This window comes from Methylotenera sp. N17 (assembly GCF_000799155.1).
GTDB lineage: Bacteria > Pseudomonadota > Gammaproteobacteria > Burkholderiales > Methylophilaceae > Methylophilus.
The window spans coordinates 661,950-683,912 of sequence record NZ_JUGE01000001.1; the positions used below are offsets into that span (position 1 = coordinate 661,950).

At 44.8% G+C, this 21,963-nt stretch carries 19 protein-coding genes; 6 read left to right on the plus strand and 13 right to left on the minus strand.

What is annotated here, in order from left to right; translation table 11 throughout:
* Position 1: 1 nt before the first annotated feature.
* Positions 2–1,435 (plus strand): threonine synthase, encoded by a 1,434-nt coding sequence (gene thrC / locus FG11_RS03185; RefSeq protein ID WP_047533072.1) that lies wholly within the window; start codon positions 2–4, stop codon positions 1,433–1,435.
* Positions 1,436–1,522: 87 nt separating this feature from the next.
* Positions 1,523–2,374, plus strand: coding sequence for a thymidylate synthase (locus FG11_RS03190; RefSeq protein WP_047533075.1), 852 nt, complete (start codon positions 1,523–1,525; stop codon positions 2,372–2,374).
* 332 nt (positions 2,375–2,706) lie between these two features.
* Here FG11_RS03190 and FG11_RS03195 read toward each other — a convergent pair whose 3' ends face one another.
* From FG11_RS03195 to FG11_RS03205, 3 genes are read right to left on the minus strand one after another with little or no spacing between them, the layout of a single operon-like run.
* Complete coding sequence (locus FG11_RS03195) at positions 2,707–4,059, minus strand: sigma 54-interacting transcriptional regulator (RefSeq protein ID WP_047533077.1); 1,353 nt, start codon at positions 4,057–4,059, stop codon at positions 2,707–2,709.
* A gap of 27 nt (positions 4,060–4,086) precedes the next feature.
* Entirely contained in the window at positions 4,087–4,680 is a 594-nt protein-coding gene (locus FG11_RS03200) for a hypothetical protein (RefSeq protein WP_047533080.1), read from the minus strand.
* Positions 4,677–6,110, minus strand: coding sequence for a sensor histidine kinase (locus FG11_RS03205; protein WP_047533083.1), 1,434 nt, complete (start codon positions 6,108–6,110; stop codon positions 4,677–4,679). The genes FG11_RS03200 and FG11_RS03205 overlap by 4 nt, the downstream gene beginning before the upstream one ends.
* Before the next feature lie 44 nt (positions 6,111–6,154).
* Here FG11_RS03205 and FG11_RS03210 point away from each other — a divergent pair, with 44 nt between their 5' ends.
* Entirely contained in the window at positions 6,155–6,637 is a 483-nt protein-coding gene (locus FG11_RS03210; RefSeq protein ID WP_026361657.1) for a dihydrofolate reductase, read from the plus strand.
* Positions 6,638–6,648: 11 nt separating this feature from the next.
* Here the strand turns inward: FG11_RS03210 and FG11_RS03215 are convergent, their stop codons facing one another.
* From FG11_RS03215 to gnd, 4 genes are all read right to left on the minus strand, one after another.
* Positions 6,649–8,889 (minus strand): arginine/lysine/ornithine decarboxylase, encoded by a 2,241-nt coding sequence (locus FG11_RS03215; protein WP_020181632.1) that lies wholly within the window; start codon positions 8,887–8,889, stop codon positions 6,649–6,651.
* Between the two features lie 98 nt (positions 8,890–8,987).
* The gene (gene dcd / locus FG11_RS03220; RefSeq protein ID WP_020181633.1) at positions 8,988–9,563 is read right to left on the minus strand and encodes a dCTP deaminase; all 576 of its coding nucleotides are present in this window, start codon (positions 9,561–9,563) and stop codon (positions 8,988–8,990) included.
* A 137-nt stretch (positions 9,564–9,700) separates the two neighbouring features.
* Positions 9,701–11,182 carry a glucose-6-phosphate dehydrogenase gene (zwf, locus tag FG11_RS03225; RefSeq protein ID WP_020181634.1) on the minus strand — a complete coding sequence of 494 codons (1,482 nt, stop codon included), beginning with the start codon at positions 11,180–11,182 and terminating at the stop codon, positions 9,701–9,703.
* Positions 11,183–11,311: 129 nt separating this feature from the next.
* Complete coding sequence (gene gnd, locus FG11_RS03230; protein WP_020181635.1) at positions 11,312–12,220, minus strand: phosphogluconate dehydrogenase (NAD(+)-dependent, decarboxylating); 909 nt, start codon at positions 12,218–12,220, stop codon at positions 11,312–11,314.
* A 160-nt stretch (positions 12,221–12,380) separates the two neighbouring features.
* Between gnd and pgl the strand changes: the two genes are divergently transcribed.
* Positions 12,381–13,064, plus strand: coding sequence for a 6-phosphogluconolactonase (pgl, locus tag FG11_RS03235; protein ID WP_020181636.1), 684 nt, complete (start codon positions 12,381–12,383; stop codon positions 13,062–13,064).
* Between the two features lie 58 nt (positions 13,065–13,122).
* Here pgl and apbC read toward each other — a convergent pair whose 3' ends face one another.
* Positions 13,123–14,211, minus strand: a complete 1,089-nt coding sequence (apbC, locus tag FG11_RS03240; RefSeq protein ID WP_047533092.1) for an iron-sulfur cluster carrier protein ApbC — start codon at positions 14,209–14,211, stop codon at positions 13,123–13,125.
* Positions 14,212–14,340: 129 nt separating this feature from the next.
* Here apbC and metG point away from each other — a divergent pair, with 129 nt between their 5' ends.
* Entirely contained in the window at positions 14,341–16,377 is a 2,037-nt protein-coding gene (gene metG / locus FG11_RS03245) for a methionine--tRNA ligase (protein WP_047533095.1), read from the plus strand.
* Between the two features lie 165 nt (positions 16,378–16,542).
* Positions 16,543–17,007 (plus strand): glycine zipper domain-containing protein, encoded by a 465-nt coding sequence (locus FG11_RS03250; RefSeq protein WP_025224028.1) that lies wholly within the window; start codon positions 16,543–16,545, stop codon positions 17,005–17,007.
* A 58-nt stretch (positions 17,008–17,065) separates the two neighbouring features.
* On the opposite strand, the gene FG11_RS13775 is transcribed toward FG11_RS03250, so the two are convergent.
* From FG11_RS13775 to rpsA, 5 genes are all read right to left on the minus strand, one after another.
* Complete coding sequence (locus FG11_RS13775; RefSeq protein WP_047533098.1) at positions 17,066–17,719, minus strand: ComEA family DNA-binding protein; 654 nt, start codon at positions 17,717–17,719, stop codon at positions 17,066–17,068.
* 103 nt (positions 17,720–17,822) lie between these two features.
* The gene (pyrF, locus tag FG11_RS03260) at positions 17,823–18,560 is read right to left on the minus strand and encodes an orotidine-5'-phosphate decarboxylase (RefSeq protein ID WP_047533101.1); all 738 of its coding nucleotides are present in this window, start codon (positions 18,558–18,560) and stop codon (positions 17,823–17,825) included.
* 9 nt (positions 18,561–18,569) lie between these two features.
* Positions 18,570–19,775: a lipopolysaccharide assembly protein LapB gene (gene lapB, locus FG11_RS03265; RefSeq protein WP_020181642.1), complete on the minus strand. Its 1,206-nt coding sequence runs from the start codon at positions 19,773–19,775 to the stop codon at positions 18,570–18,572.
* Positions 19,776–19,980: 205 nt separating this feature from the next.
* Positions 19,981–20,265 carry an integration host factor subunit beta gene (locus tag FG11_RS03270; protein WP_020168729.1) on the minus strand — a complete coding sequence of 95 codons (285 nt, stop codon included), beginning with the start codon at positions 20,263–20,265 and terminating at the stop codon, positions 19,981–19,983.
* 30 nt (positions 20,266–20,295) lie between these two features.
* Positions 20,296–21,804 (minus strand): 30S ribosomal protein S1, encoded by a 1,509-nt coding sequence (rpsA, locus tag FG11_RS03275; RefSeq protein WP_025224030.1) that lies wholly within the window; start codon positions 21,802–21,804, stop codon positions 20,296–20,298.
* Between the last annotated feature and the right edge of the window lie 159 nt (positions 21,805–21,963).

The window sequence follows — 21,963 nt, forward strand, 5'->3', positions numbered from 1 at the left end:
TATGAAGTACATCAGCACACGCGGGCAGTCGCCTGCGCTTAGTTTTAGCGAAATTCTTTTAGGTGGTCTGGCGCCAGATGGTGGATTGTATTTGCCAGAAAGCTATCCACAATTTAGTGATGCAGATTTAACCGCCATGCGCGGCATGCATTACCGTGACTTAGCATTTGCTGTATTAAGTCGCTTGGTCGATGAAAGTGATATCCCGCACGATGATTTGCGCACAATTATCAACAATACCTATCGTGCCGAGGTATATGGCTACGTACGCCAAGGCCAAAATGCAGAGGACATTACGCCCACGTTGAAGTTAGAAGATAACTTGTATTTGCTAGGGCTTTCTAATGGTCCTACGTTGGCATTTAAAGACATGGCCATGCAGTTGCTGGGTAACTTATTTGAATACGTGTTGACCAAAAAAGGGGAGACCACCAATATTCTGGGGGCAACCTCCGGCGATACGGGCTCTGCCGCTGAGTATGCTATGCGTGGCAAAAAAGGTGTTCGGGTATTTATGTTGTCGCCGCATCAAAAAATGAGCCGCTTTCAAACGGCACAAATGTTCAGCTTGCAAGACGACAATATCTTTAATATTGCTGTGAAGGGCGTGTTTGATGATGCCCAAGATATCGTCAAAGCTGTATCGAATGACCATGCATTCAAAGCTAAATATAAAATTGGTGCGGTCAACTCGATTAATTGGGGGCGCATTGCTGCGCAAGTGGTGTACTACTTTAAAGGGTATTTGGCCGTCACGCAGAATAACAGCCAAAAGGTTAGTTTTGCTGTGCCTTCGGGTAACTTTGGTAACGTATGTGCCGGCCATATTGCACGTATGATGGGCTTGCCGATTGACCAGCTCATTGTGGCAACCAATGAAAATGACGTATTAGATGAATTTTTTAAAACGGGCGTCTATCGTCCACGTGGCGCAGCCAATACTTACCATACCTCCAGTCCGTCTATGGACATTAGCAAAGCTTCTAATTTCGAGCGCTTTGTGTTCGATCTCGTTGGTCGCGATGGAGCGAAAGTCCGTGCGTTGTGGAGCAAAGTAGATGCAGGCGGCGCTTTTGATTTGAATGCAGATGGCTACTTCAGTCACGTTTCTGAGTATGGCTTTGTCTCGGGTAGCAGTAACCATGCGAATCGTTTGCAAACCATCCGTGAAACGCAAGCAAAGTATGGTGTGACCATTGATACGCATACCGCAGATGGGTTGAAAGTAGCGCTTGAACATCGCGATCAGCAAGTGCCTATATTGGTTTTGGAAACCGCATTGCCAGCTAAGTTTGAGGATGCGATTGTGGAGGCCTTGGGTCACGTGCCGGAGCGTCCAGCTAATTTAAACGGACTTGAGGATCTGCCGCAACGTTCTGTGGTGATGGATGTGGACGTAGATGCAGTGAAAGCGTTTATTGTTGCTAACACCTAAGTAGCCGTGATTTTGACGGCTGTAATATATTCCGTATAGATGCCGTCATTAATTGTCCGCTAGTTTCAATTTTAACCGAGTGCAAATATGAAGCAATACCTCGAGTTGTGCCAAAGAATTATTGACGAAGGTGTTTGGGTTGACAATAAGCGGACGGGAAAAAGATGCTTAACCGTCATCAATGCTGACCTTACCTATGATGTGGAAAACGGTGTTTTTCCACTCGTCACCACCCGTAAAAGTTTCTACAAGTCTGCCATAGCAGAAATGCTTGGCTATTTGCGTGGCTATGATAATGCGGCGGATTTCAGAGCAGCAGGTACGACCACTTGGGATGCCAACGCCAACGATAATCAAGAGTGGCTGGCAAATCCCTATCGAAAAGGGCAGGATGATTGCGGCTTTATTTACGGTAAAGTAGCCAGAAACTTCCCTAAGCCTGATGGCGGCAGTATCGATCTACTAGCCAACATCGTAAAAGATCTCACGCAAGGCATCGATAACAGAGGCGAGATTCTCACGTTTTACCACCCTGGCGTGTTTCATATGGGCTGTTTAAGGCCTTGTATGTACAGCCATCATTTCTCTTTACTGGGCGATACACTTTACCTGAACAGTACGCAAAGAAGCTGCGATGTGCCGCTCGGTTTAAATTTTAATATGGTGCAAGTGTATTTCTTGCTGGCGCTAATAGCACAGATTACGGGTAAGAAAGCCGGTAAAGCCTTCCATAAAATCGTCAACGCCCATATTTATGAAGATCAGCTTGAGCTGATGCGCGATGTGCAATTAAAAAGAGCGCCATTCCCATCCCCTACATTCATCATCAACCCAGATATTAAAACACTGGAAGACGTGGAGACTTGGGTGACGGTGGATGATTTTAATGTGGTGGACTACGAGTTCCATCCAGCCATCAAATACCCATTCTCTGTATAACTTGCCTGATTAAAGTAAATAGCACACTAAGAAGTAAGCCACACTCAAATTTTGGGCAAAAAAAAGTTGCCCAGTTTGTTTTTATTGGGCAACTTCGGAATAGGTGACTACAAGGGAGGAAGTCACTGATTTACTATTAGCGAATAGTGTGCCAACTTTTTTATTTTTATAAATCAATAGGTTATAAAATTCACCTGTGACGCACTTGGACTATTTTGTCGCTCATAAGTGACAAGTTTTGTAATGTAATCTGTAAGTGATTGAATTAAAAGTTAAAATTTTGTCGCCAAATAGCGACAGTGTTTACAAGTAGTGACACGAATTGGCGACATTTATAACAGGGGCTGTTTAAATAGTTGTGGCTCAATCGTATGACGCTCTAATAAGCGATAAAATTCTGTGCGATTACGTTGTGCCAGTTTTGCTGCTTGGGTGACATTGCCGTGTGTGCTTTTCAAAAGATTCACCAAGTACTGGTGCTCAAACTGCTGGCGCGCAACCTCAAACGGTAGCACAGCTTCATGGTCGGCTTGTAGTGCTTTTTTCACCAAGCTGACAGGAATCAACGGCGTGGTTGCCAGCACTACCGTGTGCTCAATCACATTTTGTAATTGCCGTATATTGCCAGGCCAAGCACCTTGGCTTAGATAGCTGAGTGCATCCGGGGCGTAGCCCTGTATTTGCTTTTGATGGCGCTCACTGAATATTTTAAGAAAGTGGTGTGCCAGCAATGGAATATCTTCACGACGTTCTGCCAAGGCGGGCAGTACCAAATTCACTACATTGATGCGGTAGAACAAATCCTCGCGGAATTGTTGCGCTTTCATCTCGGCCAAGAGGTCGCGATGGGTTGCCGAAATCAGTCTGACATTGATAGGAATGGTTTGTGTGCTCCCCACCGGGCGGATGACACGCTCTTGCAATGCGCGTAATACTTTGACTTGCAGAGAAAGTGGCATATCACCAATCTCATCCAAAAAGAGTGTGCCGCCATCTGCCGCCTGAAATAATCCGACATGATTGTTGACCGCGCCCGTGAACGCACCTTTGGCATGGCCAAATAACTCTGATTCCAGCAAGTTTTCTGGGATAGCCCCGCAATTGATAGCAACAAAGGGTTGATGTTGGCGTGCGCTGGCTTGGTGTAAGGCATGCGCTAGCAGTTCTTTACCGGTACCACTTTCGCCCTGAATGAGCACACTCACATCGCTGCTGGCGATTAGCTTGGCTTGGCCAAGCAGATTTTCCATGCGTGGACTTTTGGTCAGGATCATTTTGCGCCAAATGTCCTGCTCCTCTCGTGCTTGTGTGCTTAATCCACTCAACTGTAATGCATTGGCCACTTGCTGCAACAGCACCTGACTTTCAAAAGGCTTGGATAGAAAACTGAATGCACCTTGGTGTGTGGCTGCAACTGCATCAGGAATCGTGCCATGCGCCGTGAGTATGATGACCGGTAAGGTAGGGTGCTGGCGATGCAGTTGTAGCATCAATTCCATGCCATCCAGCTCCGGCATCAATAAGTCGGTAATCACAAGATCAGGGCGCTGCATGGCAACGCTGGCCAGTGCTGCTGCACCGTTGTGCGCAATCACCGTTTGATAACCGGCCGATTGCAATCGTAAATCAATCAATCTCAAAATATCGTGATCATCATCTACGATTAAGATGGTGGCCACACTCATGGTGATACTTTCTGTTGTGATACTTGATTAACGTACATTAAGCGATTTTTCGATATTCTTCAGGTGAATGAGTTTTTGTTCAGCAGCATCGTACTTTTTCTGCAATGTGTCGTATTTTTGCGTGAGAGTATCTAACGACCTGGCCTCATCTTTGATTTTTTGCAGCTGCTTGATATTCTCTACATTAAATAGGAATAAATGGTTGATATACGCTTTTTCGGTTGCGTTCAGTGCAGGTTCCTCACGCAGTTGAGACAGCAACGTATGCGCTTTTGTTGCATCTTTAAGGTAGCTGGAGGGTAGTGCGTAGATGCATGCAAGCTTGATGCGCTGCACCACATCCTGTTTGTTTTGGCTCAGGATCTGTTGTGTTTCTAACCATTGTTTCTTTTGCCCGTCTTGATCTGCTTTGCTGTAGCTCTCACAAGCTAGTATCGGCTGTGGTAAATCTGCAGGTTTGGCGGGTAAAAGTGTGACGCCGCTATTCGTGGGCTCAGGCAGTTGGGCATTCGAATCACTGGCCAGTGGCTCTTGGTCAGCAGTAGGCTTTTGCATTTGTGATGTGGCACATCCGGAAATTAGGATGATGCCCGCAAGCAAGGTTAAGTAAGTGTACTTCATAGCATGTCCGTTCTAGGCAATCTAATCACGACGTGTGCGCCTTTGTCTTCTGGTTTTAACTCAATGCTGCCTTGGTGCAGCTCAACTAAGTTTTTGACGATGGTCAATCCCAATCCGCTGCTGTTGACTAACCCTTGATGCAACGTTTTCCCTTGATAGAACGGGTCAAATAACTTGTTGATATCCTCTTTGCTCAACCCTGGGCCGCTATCTTGCACCTCAATTAACTGCCATGGTTTGTCTTGTCTGGTCGAGATCACAATCTGACCAGCCTGAGGTGTGAATTTTACGGCATTTGAGATCAAATTATCTAACATTACTATTAATGTTTCTGCGTCAGCATAGATTGTTCCCAACCAAAAACGTGTATCAATATGCAACTGCTTATTGCGGATAGTCAACGCATGCGAAGCCAGTACAGATGAGACAATCTCGTTGATGTTCAGTGCTTGCACTTGCATCACGTGCTTGTCCGATTCCATTTTGGTAAAGGTGAGTAAATTCTCAATCATTTTTTGTAGGCGCAAACTGTTGTCTTTGAGAATGTGTGCAATCTCGTGTTGTTGCGCAGACAGCGTACCGCCAATACCATCGGTCAGTAATTCGGAAGCCTCACGAATTGCGGTGAGCGGGGTTTTAAGTTCGTGAGAGATATGCTGCAAGAAACGCTGTTTTTGTTCTTTTAAATGCAGTAATTCTTGGCGCAACCAATCTAGACGTTGCCCCAGTAGCCTCAAGTCACCAGGCCCATCAATGCTAATGGCATTTTGGTATTCGCCTTTACCCAAATCCTTAATCACAGTATCCATGCGTTGAATGGGCCGACCCAACATAAAGGCAATGGCACCCGCAACCAATAAGGCAAACGGTACCAGAATCAAACTTTGTAAAAAAAAGCGTTGCTGTGCTTTGCTGGCACTGGTTACTAGATGCGCCGATGCGTTATCGATGGATTGGTTATTGCGCAGGATTAACTGATTGACTTGTTGTGTCAGCTGTTGAAAGTCATTCAGCACCGGCATTTGCTCTAAGTTGCTGATATTGGTATGCAAAATCACCAGATTTAATTTAGCCTCAGTCTTTTTTACTTCTAATAATTGATTACGCTGTTGTGCTTCCGGGCTTAATATAATGAGCTCCTGCAGCGCAGTTAAAAAAGCGGCACGCGTATTATGATAGTTCTCTAAAAACTCAAAATCATTTAATACAAGAAACTGTCTAGCGCTGCGTTCCATCAAGTGTAGTTGCTCTTGTAGCATGTGGCTTGCGCGCGTTGTCTTCACGGCTTTATCGATGGTATTTTGGCTGTTTTTAGAGAGCTGATTAAACGCAAGGTTGGCATTAATAAACGCCATAATCAACGGCAGAATGGCAAAGGCAAAACCAATCAGCAAAAGCTTGAGAAATGAGTTTGGATACTGAATGCGCATGGGCTTGCAGGCGAATCTGTGTAAACATCCAGTATAATAGAAAAATGTCTTGTTTATCGATGATTGTGGCAGTGGCCAATAACAGTGTGATAGGGGTGAATAACACTTTGCCTTGGCACATTCCTGAGGATTTGAAGCGTTTTCGTGCGCTCACGATGGGGCATCACATCATCATGGGTCGCAAAACTTATGAATCATTGGGCCGTTTGTTGCCCGGAAGAACAACAGTTATTGTATCTAGAAATCAGGGTTATCAGGTAGAGGGTGCTGTGGTCGTGCATGCACTACAAGATGCGATGCGTTTTTGTCAGCAAGATGAAGAGCTATTTTTGATAGGTGGCGCGCAGTTATACCAAGAGGGCTTGCACCTTGTGAACAAGCTCTATATCACGCGCGTGGATTTAGAGGTACAAGGCGATGCTTTTTTACCGGAAATTGATTTGAATGCTTGGACGCTGATTGAAAAAAAAGACCACGTCTCAACGAGTGGTCTTTCTTATAGCGATCTCACTTACTTGCGTAAGTAAATCGCTTCAACTTACTGCGCTACGCAGTCCACATAGTAAATGGCTTTACCATCCACGACTTGTTTTACCAAGCCGTGTACGTCTGTTTCAAAGCCTGGGAAGCGCTCATTAAAGGTACGTGCAAACTTCAAGTAATTAATAATGACTTGATTGAAACGCTCACCCGGAATCAACAATGGAATACCAGGCGGGTAAGGCGTGAGTAGCACCGCAGTAATACGGCCTTCCAAATCATCAATCGGCACACGGTCAATCTCGCGGTGCGCCATTTTGGCAAACGCATCGGTTGGCTTCATCGCCGGTACCATGTTAGATAAATACATTTCCGTAGTCAGACGCGCAACATCGTTGGCTTTGTACACTTCATGAATTTGCGTGCATAAATCGCGCAAGCCCAAACGCTCGTAACGTGGATGCTTTTGTGCAAATTCTGGCAAGACTTTCCATAACGGCTGGTTCTTGTCGTAATCATCTTTAAATTGCTGTAATGCCGCTACCATCGTGTTCCAGCGGCCTTTGGTAATGCCAATCGTGAACATAATAAAGAATGAGTACAGACCGGTTTTTTCAACAATTACGCCATGCTCAGCTAAATACTTAGTGACAATCGCTGCCGGGATACCAAACTTGTCTGAGAAGTCACCCTTGATATCTAAACCGGGTGTGATAATGGTAGCCTTAATTGGGTCGAGCATATTAAAGCCTTCGGCCAAATCGCCAAAGCCATGCCAAGCTTCGCCTGCTTTCAGCATCCAAGCATCTCGCTCTTCAATGCCTTCTTCCGTCAAGTCGTCCGGGCCCCAAACTTTAAACCACCAGTCGGCACCCCATTCTTCATCTACTTTACGCATGGCGCGACGGAAATCCAGTGCTTCCATAATAGACTCTTCCACCAAGGCGGTACCACCTGGCGCTTCCATCATGGCTGCAGCTACATCGCAACTGGCAATAATGGAATATTGCGGGCTGGTTGAAGTGTGCATCAAGTAAGCTTCGTTAAATACGTCACGGTCCAGCCTGTTTTCAATGGCGTCTTGTACTAAAATTTGTGATGCCTGACTTAAGCCTGCCAATAGTTTGTGTGTGGATTGTGTAGAGAACACCATGCTGTCTTTGCAACGTGGACGGTCTGCGCCAATCGCATGGTAGTCACCATAGAAATCATGGAAAGTCGCGTGGGGTAGCCATGCTTCATCAAAATGCAGCGTATCAATCTTGCCATCGAGCATGTCTTTGATTTCTTCTACATTGTAAAGTACGCCATCATAGGTAGATTGCGTAATCGTCAGCACACGTGGTTTGGCATTTTTATCAGTGGCAAACGGGTTCAGTTGAATTTTCTTTTGAATGTTTTCCCAAGTAAATTCACTTTTCGGAATCGGGCCGATAATGCCAAAGTGGTTACGTGTTGGCATCAAAAAGACAGGAATCGCGCCAGTCATAATGATGGAGTGCAACACGGATTTATGGCAGTTACGGTCTACCACCACAATGTCACCCGGCGCAACGGTTGAGTTCCATACAATCTTGTTAGAAGTAGAGGTGCCGTTAGTGACAAAGTATAGGTGGTCACAATTGTAAATGCGCGCTGCATTACGCTCAGAAGCGGCAACCGGGCCAGTATGGTCAAGCAATTGTCCCAACTCATCTACCGCATTGCACACATCTGCACGCAGCATATTTTCTCCAAAGAATTGGTGAAACATTTGCCCTACAGGTGATTTCAAAAAGGCTACGCCGCCCGAGTGACCAGGGCAATGCCAAGAATAAGAGCCATCTGCCGCATAGTGGGTTAAGGCTTTAAAGAATGGCGGTGGCAGGCTGTCCAAGTAGGCTTTAGCCTCACGAATAATCAAGCGCGCTACAAACTCTGGCGTATCTTCGTTCATGTGAATAAAGCCATGCAGTTCGCGCAACACATCGTTAGGAATATGGCGTGAGGTACGTGTTTCACCATGCAAGAAAATAGGAATTTCTTCATTGCGGTAGCGAATCTCACTGACGAACTTGCGTAGCTGCTCAATGGCTTCAGGTTTTTCTTCGACGATCTCTTCATCGTCAATCGAGAGGATAAATGCTGAAGCTCGGCTTTGTTGCTGGGCGAATGAAGTAAGGTCGCCATAACTGGTCACGCCTAAGACTTCGACGCCTTCTTCTTCAATGGCTTTGGCAAGTACACGAATGCCTAAACCAGAAGAGTTTTCAGAGCGGAAGTCTTCATCGATGATGACAACGGGGAAACGGAATTTCATAACATTAATCCTTTACCACAGAGACGCAGAGGCACAGAGAACCTGGATGGTTTAAGCTCTGTGCCTCTGTGGTGAAATGCATTGAATAAATAGCTTACTTATATTTTAGGGAGGGTAACGCCCACCTGCCCTTGATATTTGCCACCACGGTCTTTGTATGAGGTCTCGCAAATGTCATCTGCATCTGCTTCAAAGAACAACACTTGCGCACAACCTTCATTCGCATAGATTTTTGCTGGCAGTGGGGTAGTATTACTGAACTCTAGTGTGACATAGCCTTCCCACTCTGGTTCAAATGGCGTGACGTTCACAATAATGCCGCAGCGCGCGTATGTGGATTTACCTAAGCAAACGGTTAGTACATTGCGTGGGATACGGAAATATTCTACGGTACGCGCAAGCGCGAACGAATTGGGTGGAATGATGCAGTAATCGGCATTTACTTCTACAAACGAATTCGGGTCGAAATTTTTTGGGTCGACAATAGTGCTGTTGAGGTTGGTGAACAGCTTGAATTCTTTAGAGCAGCGAATATCGTAGCCATAGCTAGACGTGCCATAAGAAACCATACGTTGGCCTTCGGCATTCATTTTGACTTGCTTAGGCTCAAATGGCTCAATCATGCCATGTTCTTCAGCCATTTTACGAATCCAACGATCAGATTTAATGCTCATATGCGTTCAGTTTTAGAGGTTAAAAGTGAAACGCATTATAAGGCCTAAATACTGATAAATGATGAAAATTTGCAGTCAATAAGCGAAAAAAATCCCCATTCGATTTTCATCAAATGGGGATGGTTTGGTGCGACGAATTAACGCTGGTCGCCACCGAGTTCAATGCTATAACGCCAGAACTGATCTTCAGCTTCAAAAATCACTTGAGAAGCTTCTGGGTCGCGGCTGCCAGCAGGGTATTGATGCACTGGCTTTTTATCTTCAGCCCATGCTTTCACTACTGGGTCGACTAAACGCCATTGTGCTTCAGCTTCGGAAATATGCAGGTAATTTGAGTTATCACCTTGCATCAAGTTGAGCAATAACGCCTCGTACGCATCCACAGAATCATCTTCCGGTAAGCGGTTAGCGGCATCTAATTGAATGGTGCGTGTGTTGATGTCTAAACCAGGGATCTTGGACTGGATTTCCATCTTGATACATTCACGCGGTTGGATACCAATGATGAGCCAATTTTGGTCTTGGCCACCGTTGATTTGCAAAGGTGACTTCTTAAAGCGAATCGAAATGCGTGTGTCCGCTTCGTGCAAACGTTTAGCTGTACGAATATAGAAGGGCACACCTTTCCAACGTGGGTTATCAATAAACAGCTTCAACGCAGCATAGGTTTCTACCACGCTGCTACTATCGCCTAATTCTTCAAGATAGCCTGGTACTTTTTCACCATTCACTTCGCCAGCCGCATATTGCGCGCGGAACGCATGTTTGCTTAACTCATTGACTGGAATCGGACGGATTTGCTCTAACACTTTAATTTTCGCTTCGCGGATGCCATCCGGTGTTAAATCTTTTGGCATTTCCATGGTAGCTAGTGCAAGTGTTTGCAAGATATGACTTTGAATCATATCGCGTAAAGCGCCTGTGCTGTCATAGAACTGCGTACGGTCGCCCACGCCCAACATTTCAGTATTGGTGATTTGCACGTGATCAATGTATTGATTGTTCCAAATCGGTTCTAAAATAGTATTGGTAAAGCGCTGCAACAGAATGTTTTGCAACGCAGATTTGCCCAAGTAATGGTCGATACGATAAATTTGATGTTCTTTTAAATGCGTTGTAATGGCTTTTTGCAGTTCTTTAGCAGATGCTAAATCTGTACCAAATGGCTTTTCAATTACCACACGGCGCCAGTATTTATCTTCGTTAGTTAAGCCCACTTTAGCCAGTGACTCTACAACGGGCGCGAAATCGACTGGGCGCACAGATAAGAAGTAAGCCAAGTTTTGTGGGAAAGTGCTCTCGTCACTTAACGTTTTACTTAGTTTGGTAAATGCATCCGGGTCGGTCGGCGGATTGGCGTGATAGAAGTTACGCGCAATAAAACGTTCAAATACTTGTTGATCGTAGCCTTTTTTAAATTTGGTATCGAGCATGCTTTTAATGTCTGCACGCCAAGCTTCTAAATCTACGATTTGACGACCAACCGCCATGATTTTTAGTTCTGCAGGTAGCCGACCCAGTAAATCTAGTCTAAATAAACCTGGATAAAGCTTCACGCGTGCTAAGTTGCCACTCGCGCCAAATAAAACCAAGGTACAAGGATCAATTTGTTTTGTCATAATAAATCCAAAAAAGGAACTGCCTTAAAATTTAAAGTAATAGGGAAAGGCTACACGCCTTTCCCATTATGCTAGCAGTGCAACTGCGCCATTAAGCGTATTGCACTGTATGCGCTACATCATCCGCTATTATTTTTTGGATTTTACTGCGTGACCGCCAAATGCATTACGCATTAGCGATAACAGTTTGTAGCTATAACCTTCTGCATCTTGGCTTCTGAAACGGGCTTGTAATGCCACTGTCAGCACTGGTGCCGCAACGCCTTGCTCAACTGCTTCCACTACTGTCCAGCGACCTTCACCGGAGTCAGCTACATACGGAGCGATTTCTGTGAGGCTTTGATCTTCTTTCAGTGCTTCAGCAGTTAAGTCGAGCAACCAGCTACGCACAACAGAACCATGGCGCCACAATTCGGTAATTTGCGCTAAGTCTAAATCGAACTCTTCTTTACCTTTGATTAAATCTAGGCCTTCAGCAAATGCTTGCATCATGCCGTATTCAATGCCGTTATGGATCATTTTGGTAAAGTGACCAGAGCCGACAGGACCTACGTGAGCCCAACCGCGGTCTGCATGTGTCAGTGCTTGTGCATAAGGGGCTAATACATCTGCGTATTGTTTTTCGCCACCGTACATTAAGCAGTAGCCGTTATCCAGACCCCAAACGCCGCCAGAAGTACCACAGTCGATAAAGCCAATGCCTTGCTCAGCCAGCATCGCGCCACGACGTTGACTATGTTTGTAGTTAGAGTTGCCGCCATCGACGATGATGTCGCCTTTGTTCAGCATTGGGATCAAATCTTTGATTTGTTTTTCGGTGATCTCGCCTGCTGGCAACATCAACCAGACGATTTTTTGACCTTCCAGTTTGCTGACTGCATCAGCGACTGAGGTCGCTGCTTCCAAGCCTTCGTCTTTTACAAGTTTGTTAACGAATTCGGTATTAAAGTCAAAACCTACTACATTAATTTTGTGACGGAGTAAACGTGCAGCCATGTTGCCGCCCATTTTGCCTAAGCCTATCATTGCTAATTTCATTCAGATTTTCCTATGGTGTGAGGATTGTTAAGAAACATCTACCTTGTGGGTAAGATGCACTCATTTGCAGAGTTAGGTATAATTATAGCAAATGCAGCTTGGCACTCAAAGGCTGCTTTTTCTTTTTTCATCTATATCTCAAAAGTTTTTGGTGGTTTTCATGGCACTTAATCAAACGCGTTGGCATACATTCCAAACGCAAGACGACATCAATCAGGCAGCAGTCAGCCGCATTTTGGCCGCTGCAACAGAAGCAATTGCTCAATACGGTAGCTTTTTAGTGGTGCTAGCAGGCGGGAGCACACCCAAAAGCGTGTATCAATTACTCAGCAAACAATCAGCAGACTGGTCTAAATGGCATATTTTTCACAACGACGACCGTTGTTTGCCTGTAGATCATGCGGAACGTAACAGTAAAATGGCACGCGAAGCATGGTTAAATCATGTGGCCATCCCAGCCAACCAAATTCACGATATTCCTACTGAGCTGGGAAATGTGGACGGTGCAAAAGCCTATGCTAAAACGTTAGCTGGTGTGCGTGCATTTGATTTGGTGATTTTAGGCTTAGGTGAAGATGGTCATACGGCCAGCTTATTTCCTAACCAAGTGGTAGATAATAGCGCCGATGTGGTGCCTGTATTCAATGCCCCCAAGCCACCTGCAGACCGTGTAACGATGAGCCAAAATCGCTTGAACAATACACATGAAGTGATGTTTTTAGTCACTGGCGCGGGTAAGCAAGAAGCTGTCGATAACTGGCGTAAGGGCGTTTCGATTCCTGCGACATTGATTGCACCGGCCAATGGTGTGGATGTCTATTGTTTTGGTGTGTCTTTAAATTAACTTGTGTATTAGCAATAAAAAAGGCGCTCAATGCGCCTTTTTTATTTTGCGTACTTGTTTAAGTATTTTGAATCACAATACTAGGGAATTTTGCACTGTGATCTAAATTGGCCATGGCAATTTTACTGGCGGCTTTGCGCGCGATTTCTTTATAGACGGCTGCAATTTTACTATCAGGGTCAGCAATGACAGTCGGTTTTCCGCCGTCAGTTTGTATGCGGATACTGATATCTAATGGCAAGCTACCTAATAGATCCACATGGTAATCTTTGGCCATCACTTCGCCGCCACCTGCGCCAAAAATATGCTCTTCATGCCCACAGTTTGAACAGATATGCGTGCTCATATTTTCGACGATGCCTAAAATGGGAATGCCCACTTTTTCGAACATTTTCAGCCCTTTACGTGCATCTAGCAGCGCAATGTCTTGCGGCGTAGTGACAATAATAGCGCCAGTGACAGGGATTTTCTGTGCGAGTGTCAGTTGAATATCGCCGGTGCCTGGTGGCAAATCAATCACCAAATAGTCTAGATCACGCCATTTGGTATCACGCAATAACTGTTCTAGCGCACCTGTCACCATTGGGCCGCGCCATACCATTGGCGTATCAGTATCTACCAAAAAGCCGATGCTCATGGTTTGCAAGCCATGCGCAACCATGGGTTCCATGCTTTTGCCATCCATACTTTCTGGTCGACCACTGATGCCAAGCATCTGCGGTTGGCTTGGGCCATAAATATCAGCATCCAGTAAGCCAACAGTAGCGCCCTCGGCAGCCAGTGCCAATGCTAAATTTACAGACGTAGTGGATTTGCCAACGCCGCCTTTGCCGGAAGCCACAGCAATCACATTTTTCACGTTTGGCAGTAAGTTCACCCCACGTTGCACGCTATGCGAGACGATGCGGCTGCCTATATTGATATTCACTTTTCCAATGCCTTCCAACCCGACTAACGCATCGTTGATTTGCTGCTTAATATTTTCGAATTGGCTTTTTGCCGGATAGCCTAGCACTACATCTAAACTCACATCGTTGCCAGCCATTTGGATATTTTTGATGGATTTGGCCGTTACAAAATCTTTACCTGTATTTGGGTCAATACATAATTTGAGCGTGCTTTGAATCAGTAATTCTGAGATGGCCATCCGTTATCCTTGGAAACATACTTGAGTGGTGAATCATGACAATTTTAAACTATATATTCCGCTATAAACCATGTGAAAGCGCTCACCATTTGTTAAAATGCTTAATTCTTTGATTTGAATAAGTTAAACATGACACGCAAACTCTTAGTCACCTCTGCGCTACCCTATGCCAATGGCAGTATTCATCTAGGGCACTTGGTGGAATATATTCAGACTGATATCTGGGTGCGCTTTCAAAAAATGCAAGGGCATACTGTGCATTACGTTTGCGCAGATGACACTCATGGCACCCCCATTATGTTACGTGCAGAAAAAGAAGGCATCACGCCTGAAGCATTGATTGAAAAAGTACATGCCGAGCATAGCCAAGATTTTGCTGAGTTTTTAGTCGACTTTGATAATTACTACTCTACCAATTCGGAAGAGAATCGTGAACTTGCTAGCAATATTTACAAGGCACTAAAGGCTAACGATAAAATCGCAACCAAAACCATAGAACAATATTTTGACCCAGTCAAAAACATGTTCTTACCAGACCGCTTTATTAAAGGCGAGTGTCCAAAATGTCATGCCAAAGACCAATATGGCGACAATTGCGAGGTGTGCGGTGCCACGTATAGCCCTACTGATTTAATCAATCCATTCTCAGCTGTTTCTGGAGCCACACCTGTGCGTAAAGAAACTGAACACTACTTCTTCAAATTGTCTGAGTGCAGCGATTTTTTACGTGATTGGACGCGTTCTGGCACCTTGCAGGCCGAAGCGGCCAACAAAATGACCGAGTGGTTAGGCGAGGCCGGTGAGAACAAACTGTCCGATTGGGATATTTCACGTGATGCGCCATATTTTGGTTTTGAGATTCCTGATGCGCCAGGAAAATACTTTTATGTATGGTTGGATGCGCCGATTGGTTATATGGCGAGCTTTAAAAATCTTTGTGCAAAGAATGGCTTGGATTTTGATGAGTATTGGAAAAAAGACTCTACAACCGAGCTTTATCATTTTATTGGTAAAGATATTTTGTATTTCCATGCCTTATTTTGGCCAGCGACTTTAGAGTATTCAGGCCATCGTAAACCCACCAATGTATTCGCACATGGCTTTTTGACGGTCAATGGCGAGAAAATGTCTAAATCGCGCGGTACATTTATTACTGCACGTAGCTACTTAGACCATATTAAAAACCCGGAGTATTTACGCTATTACTATGCTGCTAAATTGAATGGCAGCATGGAAGACATTGACCTGAATCTAGAAGATTTTGTCGCACGGGTAAATAGTGATTTGGTGGGGAAGTACATCAATATTGCGAGCCGCACAGCTGGGTTCATCAATAAACGCTTTGCCGGTAAGCTCAATGTGACACCAAATAATGCTGTGATTCAAGAGCTGGTTTCTGCTAAATCATTGATTAAAAATGCTTATCATGACCGAGATTTTGGTAAGGCTCTGCGTGAAATCATGCGTTTAGCGGATTTGGCCAATGGCTACGTGGCAGACAAAGCACCATGGGTCATGGCTAAACAAGAAGGTGCTGACCAAGAGTTACAAATGGTTTGTTCGCAAGCCATTGAAATGTTCCGTTTGCTAACACTCTATTTAAAGCCTGTTTTGCCACAATTAGCAAAACAAGTAGAACAGTTCTTAAACGTACCAAGTTTATCTTTTGCAGACGTAGAGCAAGCTTTGCCAACGCAACACCAAATTGGTGAATATGCACATCTGATTACCCGCATTGACCCTAAACAAGTAGAAGCCATGACCGAAGCCAATAAAGAAAATCTACAATCTTCAGCACCTGCTGCTGCAGTGGTGACACCGCCAGCAGAGGAAGCCAATTACATCTCGATTGATGACTTTACCAAAGTAGATTTGCGTATTGCTAAAATCGTCAATGCAGAGCATGTGGACGGCGCTGAAAAGTTATTAAAACTCACGTTAGATATTGGTGAAGAAAAACCAAGACAAGTGTTTGCAGGGATTAAATCTGCATATGATCCAGAAACGCTCAAAGGCCGTTTAACGGTGATGGTCGCTAACTTAGCCCCGCGTAAAATGAAGTTTGGCCTAAGTGAAGGTATGGTGTTGGCCGCATCGGATGAGCGTGGCGGCCCATTTATTCTCAGTCCGGACAGTGGCGCACAACCGGGCATGCGCGTGAAGTAGACTTTTTGTTTGCTAGCGCGTTTTAATAAGAGCGAGCAGAGCATCCTCTTATGTCAGCATATTCCTACAGATAAATCAGTATCTGCCTATAGGACATCTGGTAGAGACGCACTTAAGATTGCCTCGCGTTACAAAAGTAGTTACTCAATTAAAAAGGAAGTCATCATGAAACATACATGGACGCTAATGTTAGGCGCTTTATTAATTTCTGGGCATGCACTGGCGGCAGATAGCAATGCCAAAACCGCAGTAGGTGGTGGTTTAGGTGCAGCGGCAGGCACTGCGCTTGGCGGCGTAGTGGGGGGCAGTACAGGTGAGGTAGTGGGTGGTGCCGTGGGTGGTGGTTTAGGCGGTGCTGTTACTACTAAAGGCGAAGGCCAAGCGGGTGCTGTCATTGGTGGCGCTGCGGGCGGTGCCGGTGGTGCTTATGTTGGCCGTAAAGTAAGTGGTTCAGGTACAGGCGCTGTAGTCGGTGCTGGCTTGGGGGGTGCGGGTGGTGCGGTTGTTGGTAAAGTGATCGATGAGCCGGCCAAAGGTGAGAAAGCCTATAACAAAAAAGGCAACAGCAAGCATAAACATAAACATGGTAAAGGCCATTACAAACATAATCACCAAGGCCATGATGATTAATTAGATTTTTCATCATAAAAAGCCACCTAGAGGTGGCTTTTTATATGCGGCGAATGGATTAAGATTTCGCTTTGGTATCTTTTTTGTCTGCGGTTTCTTTTTTTGCTTTGCTATCTGATTTGGTTTTAGTGGCTTTGTCTTCCTTAGCAGCTGTTTCTTTTTTAGCCTTTGTCTCTTTAGCATTTGTCTCTTTGGCTTTAGCTTCTTTTGCAGGTTTTTCTTCTTTAGTTGTTTTAGCGTCTTTTGCTTTAGTATCGCTAGCTTTGGTTGTTTTTTCTTCTTTAGCTGCTTTCTCTTTTTTAGGCTCGTCTGCTTTCACTGTTTTGCTGTCAGCTGTTTTACCGCTAGTTGCTGCTTTTTCAGTTCCCACTGCTTTGGTGCTCTCTTTAGCCGGTTTATCGGTTTTTTTGGTAGTGCTTTCAGTGGCTTTAGATGCAGCACTTGCCGGTAATGATGTTTTGCCTGAAATTGTAACGTCTTTACGTACGTTACCCAACGTAACAGGGCCAACGCCATCCACTTTTTCCAACTCATCGATAGATTTAAAACCACCATTTTTTTTGCGGTAGTCAATAATCGCTTGGGCTTTGACTGGGCCAATGCCTTCCAAGCTCTCTAATTCTGATTGTGTGGCGGTATTCAGGTTGACAGCAGCATAAGCACTGATGCTAAAAACGAGTGATACAAATAGCGAAATGAGTAATTTTTTCATACGATTCTCCAGTTTAAATTATTGTTGAGGGCTCCCCGTATTTGCGATTGTACTGCTTTCACAAGTACGTGCCTATATACCTAATTATTCTTTACAGAGCAGCTTAAACGGAGGTGGACTCGATTTCCTGAAGAATCAAATGTAGGGCTTGTAAGGGGTCTGCTGCTTGCGTGATGGGGCGGCCAATCACCAAGTAGTTTGAGCCAACAGCCAATGCTTGGCTAGGCGTAAGAATCCGGCTTTGGTCATCTTTACTGGCAAAGCTTGGGCGAATGCCAGGCGTGACCAATAAAAAGTCTTGACCAATATGTTGGCGAATCAAGGTGGCTTCTTGCGCTGAGCACACTACGCCATCCAATCCTGCCGCTTTAGTGAGTTGGGCTAATCGCAACACATGCTGTTCTATATCGGCTTCAACCCCGAGTTCATGAAGTACGGCTTGATTCATGCTGGTCAGCACGGTAACCGCGATAAGGTAGGGAGTATGTGTACCGGTGCTACCTTTAGATGTGCCCTCTAGCGCAGCTTGCATCATAGCGCTGCCACCACTGGCATGCACATTCAGCATCCATACGCCGAGCTTAGCTGCGGCTTCGCACGCTTTAGCCACCGTGTTAGGGATGTCATGAAATTTAAGATCCAAGAATACTTTAAAGCCGTTATCTACTAGTTGCGCTACCAGCTGTGGCCCAGCGCTTGTGAACAGTTCTTTACCTACTTTAAGTTTGCATAGTGTTGGGTCTATTTGTGCTGCAAAGGCAAGCGCTTGTTGTGCATCTTGAAAATCAAGTGCGACTACAATCGGGCTGTCGGTAAAAAGGGTACTTGCTGGTGATTGCATGCTGACGGATTATTTTCTATTGATAAGCTTAATATCGCGGATAGTGGCTTCGGAGGGCTCGGAAGGTAATGACTCCCATGCGTTACATGCCGGGCATTGCCAATGGTATTGTTTAGCGCGGAATCCACATTGATTGCAGTGGTAGGCAGCGCGGTCACCAATAGCATTGCGCACAGTTTGTTGCATGAGCTGAATATCTTGTTGGTGGTCATTCACCATTGCGCGTGCTTGTAACAATTGGTCTAAGGCTTTTAAATTCGGTTTGCGAATCAATTCATTGCGTGCCAATTTGGCAGCGGCCTCTGCGCCTTCTTCTGCGAGTGTAGCTTCGTACAATACAGAAATCAGCGTGGGTAATTGATAGGTTTCTAGATAATTGTTGAGCTGGGCAATACCTTCTTTTAAGCCAGCACTGCCTTTTTTACTGGCAGCATAGCTTTTGAGCATTTTATTGGCCACTAAGCCTAGAAATTCTGGCTGCTGAAACTCAATACGTTTCCAGTAAGAAATAGCCGCTGCATGTGCACCGGTATTGGCTTCAATATCGCCCAGTAATACATTGGCGCGTACACAATCCTTATTGGCTTCTAATGCCTCAGCCAGTAATTGTTTAGCCTTATCATAGTCTTGCGCAATGATGGCGTTCATAGCCAATTCACAATGGTATTGTGCAATCTCTTTACGGAAAGGCACGCCGGATAAGCGCTCCAGCTCAGTTGCCATGGCAATAGCTTGTGACCATTCGCGTTCGCGTACATAAATTTCTAATAATGAGCGCAGAGCTGGTTGACGGTAACGCGTGTCATCTAGTCCTTTGAATAACTCCTCTGCACGGTCGAACAAGCCTGCCTTGAGATAGTCTTGCGCCAGTTCTGCTTTAACTGCATTCTTTTGCGGTTCGGTGAGTTCTTTTTTCTCTAATAAACTGAGATGTAAGTGGATTGCACGATCGGTTTCGCCAGTGCGTCTGAACAAACTACCCAAGGCAAAATGCAACTCAAGGGAATCGTTATTGATATTAATGGCTTCAGTAAACGCCTCTACGGCTTTGTGATGCTGGTCGCTAATTAAAAAGTTAAGCCCTTTGAAATAAGCAGCGGGGAGGGTAGTAGACTCCGAGATAAGTTGTCTGATATCTACGCGAGCAGCAATCCAACCTAATGTAAAAAAGAGGGGAAGGACTAGCAGCCACCAATATTCAAATTCTACGGACATATATTCTGAATAAAACGTAATGTGGGTATTTTACCTAATGGGCATGTACTAGGCTAATGATTTAGGGCCTATAAATACAAGTTTTGCATGATGCGTTGCTGCTTGAGCATATTGGATGCAAGGCGCAATAAAAAAAACGACACATTTTCATGTGCCGTTTCTATTGTTACATTTGTTGCTTTTGAATTAAATCATCAACTTAGCGTTAAGTCGCAGAATCCACACGATCACGCAACTCTTTACCAGCTTTAAAGTGCGGTACGTGTTTTGCTGGCACTTGCACTTTGCTACCTGTTTTTGGGTTGCGCCCCAAACGTGGCGGACGGTAATTTAAACTAAAACTACCAAAGCCACGAATTTCGATTCTTTCGCCCGTAGATAAATTATCTGTCATGGCATCTAAAATCGCTTTTACAGATAGTTCTGCATCTTTAACGACCAGCTGTGGAAAACGCTCCGCAAGCAAGTTGATTAATTCAGATTTTGTCATTGCTTTAAGCCCTAAATAGGTAGATGACGATTATTTTTTACTATCTAACTTGGCTTTTAATAACGCGCCAAGGTTAGTAGTGCCGGCTGCCGCAGAGTCATCAGCAATGATGTCGTCTGCTTTTGTTTTAGCTGCTTTTGCTTTTGGCTTAGCGGCTTTGTCGTCGGCTGCAGGATTACTGCTACCATTAGGATCTTCTGTCAGTTGTTTAACACCTAAAGAAATACGCTCTTTTTCTACATCAATGGCAAGAATCACAGCTTGTAATTCATCACCTTTTTTGAAGTTGCGAATCGCTTCTTCGCCAGTTTGTGTCCATGACAAATCAGACAAGTGCACTAAACCGTCAATGCCACCTGGCAAGCCGATGAATACACCAAAGTCAGTAATTGACTTGATTTGACCGGATACTTTGTCGCCTTTAGCGTGAGTAGCAGAGAAATCATCCCATGGATTTGGTTTGCATTGTTTCATGCCTAAAGACAAGCGACGACGTTCTTCATCAATCTCAAGAATCATCACTTCAACTTCGTCACCTAACTGTGCAATTTTGCCCGGGTGAATATTTTTGTTGGTCCAATCCATTTCTGAAACGTGTACCAAGCCTTCAATGCCTGGCTCGATTTCAACGAATGCTCCGTAGTCAGTTAAGTTAGATACTTTACCGAATAAACGTGTGCTGACTGGGTAACGACGCGTTAATGCAACCCATGGATCGTCGCCCAATTGTTTGATACCCAATGAAACACGGTTTTTCTCTTGATCGAATTTCAAGATTTTTGCTTCAACTTCTTCACCTACCGTCAATACTTCTGATGGGTGTTTAACACGACGCCATGCCAAGTCAGTAATGTGTAGCAAGCCATCGATACCGCCCAAATCAACGAATGCGCCGTAGTCAGTAATGTTTTTAACGATACCTTTAATCACTGCACCTTCGGTCAATGTGCCCATTAACGCTTCACGGTCTGCACCCATGCTGTCTTCCATCACAGCGCGGCGTGATACTACGATATTGTTACGTTTACGGTCTAATTTGATAACTTTGAAATCCCACTCTTTATTTTCGTATGGAGTAGTGTCTTTAACTGGACGCACATCTACCAATGAGCCAGGTAGGAAAGCCATAATACCGTTTACAGAAACGCGTAAGCCACCTTTAACACGGCTGCTAACGAAACCTTTAACCACACGGCCTTCGTTCATTGCATCTTCTAAATCAAGCCATGCTTGCATTTTCTTCGCTTTTTCGCGAGAAAGTTGTGTAGAGCCAAAGCCGTCTTCGAGTTTTTCAATCGCAACTTTTACAAAGTCGCCAACGGCAACTTCGAGTTCACCTTGCGCATTTTTGAACTCATCAGCGTTAATCACGCTTTCAGATTTAAGACCAGCATTAACAATGACGAAATCGTTATCTACAGAAACAACTTCCGCAGTGATGACTTCGCCTGAGCGCATTTCTTGACGCGCTAAGCTTTCCTCAAAGAGGGCTGCAAAAGATTCCATAGTAGATGGGGTTGAGTTAGAAGTAGAAGCCATTAAAAGTTTGTATCCAAAAAAGTTACTTAATAAGCCAAAGTGGTATCCCAATTCGGTATTAAGTAATCCCACCTAGCAGTGGGGTAGTTAATTAAACATTACGCCTAAATGTAGTCGTAACAAGAACACAGGATATTACACAAAAAATATCTTATGTTC